We start from the raw sequence: 2,198 nt of genomic DNA, 5'->3' as shown, positions 1-2,198 counted from the left end.
GGCAGACGTTGAAGCGGCCAATATCGGCCAGAATCAGCCGGTGCAGGTTATCGCCGTGGATTCCCGTGACCAGAGCGCCTTCGGCACCCGCGGCGGCGTCTACAAGGAAACCGCCCTGGTGCAACCTGCCAACGACGTGAAAGCCGCCATTGAAGACGCCGTGCGCAAGGGGCTGCAAACCCAGGGCTTTAACGCCTTCAACGCCGGTGCCGACGCCACCCGCCTGGAAGTGCGCCTGGAACAGCTGGACTACGTGCCTGAGGAAGGCTCAGTAGTGAATGAAGTCACCCTGTCGCTGACGCTTCTCGCCGAAGCCACCCGCGGTGATGTGGTGCACACCGGCACTTACAAGAGCAGCGTGGTCCACGATCTGCCGCTCACCCCCACCGCCGACCGCAACCAGGCCATGGTCAACGAGATCCTCAGCGGCGCCATCACCCGCATGCTCAACGATCCCGAGATGCAGCGCTTCCTGGCAGGCAACAATACCCCCTGATGCCCGCCAACCGCGTTGTCATCTATTATTGCAGCCAGTGCAACTGGCTGCTGCGTAGCGGCTGGTATGCGCAGGAGCTGCTCGCCACCTTCAGTGATGAACTGGACGAAGTGGCCCTGCAATCGGGCACCGGCGGCGTGTTCTGGATTGAGGCCAACGGACAACCAATCTGGGACAGGAAAAAGGATGGCGGCTTTCCGGAAATCACCGAGCTGAAACGACGGGTACGGGATGCAGTCTGCCCGGAGCGGGCGCTCGGACATATAGATCGCAAGGACATCTGATAACACCACCCCTCCAATCGCGCTGTAGGAGCGTCGCTGGCGGCGCGATAACCAGAGTTTCGAGTTGCGAGAAGCGAGTTTCGAAAGGCAAACCCCAAAACACGGCAAAGCCCGATGATTTTCGCTTCTCGCTTCTCACTTCTCGTAACTCGGGACTGGGCTATTCATTCTCCGGCCGCACCTCCACCTGCGGCTCTTCACTGCCAAACGGCACCGCCACCGTGAACAACAGCGGCTGGCAGCACACCTGGCAATCCTCCACGTACTCCTGCTCTTCCACCGAGGGATCCACCAACACCTCGATGGCCTCCCAGCAATGTGGACACTGAACCGTCACCGGCAACAACCCCGCCATTAACGCCCTCCTGTGGTTACCACATCGTCGGTCAACGCCAACTCGGCAATCCAGGCCGGCTGCTGATTGTCTGGCCAGGGCTCAGGCTGCCCCTGCCCCCACACCGGCCCAGGCCAGCAAGGGTCATCCGCAAAGCGGGCGATGATATGCACATGCAGCTGCGGCACCATGTTCCCCAGCGCACCGATGTTGATCTTGTCTGCGCCGGTTACCTGTTCAAGCTGGCCTGCCAGCGTATTCACCTGTGCCAGCAACGCCTGCTGCTCATCCACAGGCATATGGTGCCACTCGCGCAGTCCGTCCCGCTTGGGGACCACCACAATCCAGGCAAATCGCTGATCGTTCATCCACCGCAACCAGCAAAGCTCTGTTTCTCCCAAAGCCCGGGTGTCGGCAGCAAGACGAGGATGAAGCGAGGCCATAATCTCTCCTTAAGCAATACAACCCATGGCACCACAGACCGGATTCAAGCACCAACCCAGCATCCAGCCTTACGGCTCAGGCGCCACGCTATGGGCGATAATCTGACGGACTACGCGCAGTCCAGCGGCGGAACGCGCGGGCAAAATTCGACGCATCGGAATACCCCAGCGTCATCGCAATTTCGTCCACGGTTTTTTCGGACTGGGTGAGATATTCCACCGCCAGCCCTTTGCGCAGCCCATCCAGCACTTCCTGGTAACTGGTGCCCAGCTGCTGCAGCTTGCGCTTCAGGGTCCGCGATGACATATGCAGCTCGCCGGCCACTTCTTCCACCCCGGGGAAACGGCCACCACCGCCCAGAATGATCCGCCGCACCTGCCCCAGCAACGGCGGCGGCAGCTTGATGCTGGCCATTTCCTGTTCACACTGGTCCGCAGCCATTCTCGCCAGGCGCGGATCCGCAAACTGCAGTGGATACTGCATCCGCTCCACCGGGAAACGCATCTGGTTATAGGCACAATCGAAATACACCGGCACCGGCATCACCGGGCGCATGCGCGCAAAGTAATCGGGTTCCGGGTAGGAAAAACGCAACTCACCAATCACATCCAGCCCGGGCACCAGTTTTTCACCCATGAAA

The 2,198-nt window shown here is 60.5% G+C and carries 5 protein-coding genes; 2 read left to right on the top strand and 3 right to left on the bottom strand.

Annotated features, from left to right (window positions below; all coding sequences use genetic code 11):
* Together A3730_RS00655 and A3730_RS00650 are read left to right on the top strand one after the other, a co-directional pair.
* On the top strand, positions 1-496 hold a 496-nt coding region (locus A3730_RS00655), incomplete at its 5' end, for a YajG family lipoprotein (protein WP_063537241.1).
* Positions 496-780 carry a SelT/SelW/SelH family protein gene (locus tag A3730_RS00650; protein WP_063519912.1) on the top strand — a complete coding sequence of 95 codons (285 nt, stop codon included), beginning with the start codon at positions 496-498 and terminating at the stop codon, positions 778-780. The genes A3730_RS00655 and A3730_RS00650, both read left to right, overlap by 1 nt.
* 160 nt (positions 781-940) lie before the next feature.
* Here the strand turns inward: A3730_RS00650 and A3730_RS00645 are convergent, their stop codons facing one another.
* The 3 genes from A3730_RS00645 to A3730_RS00635 all read right to left on the bottom strand — a co-directional run.
* Positions 941-1,135 carry a CPXCG motif-containing cysteine-rich protein gene (locus A3730_RS00645; RefSeq protein ID WP_063519913.1) on the bottom strand — a complete coding sequence of 65 codons (195 nt, stop codon included), beginning with the start codon at positions 1,133-1,135 and terminating at the stop codon, positions 941-943.
* Positions 1,135-1,557, bottom strand: coding sequence for an HIT domain-containing protein (locus A3730_RS00640; protein ID WP_063519914.1), 423 nt, complete (start codon positions 1,555-1,557; stop codon positions 1,135-1,137). The genes A3730_RS00645 and A3730_RS00640 overlap by 1 nt, the downstream gene beginning before the upstream one ends.
* A gap of 88 nt (positions 1,558-1,645) precedes the next feature.
* Positions 1,646-2,198: AraC family transcriptional regulator (locus A3730_RS00635; protein ID WP_156500711.1), on the bottom strand; the 553-nt coding region annotated here is incomplete at its 5' end.

Source organism: Alcanivorax sp. HI0044, assembly GCF_001634945.1.
Note: the sequence above shows the minus strand (reverse complement) of the source record. Positions and strands in the feature narration are given on the sequence as shown.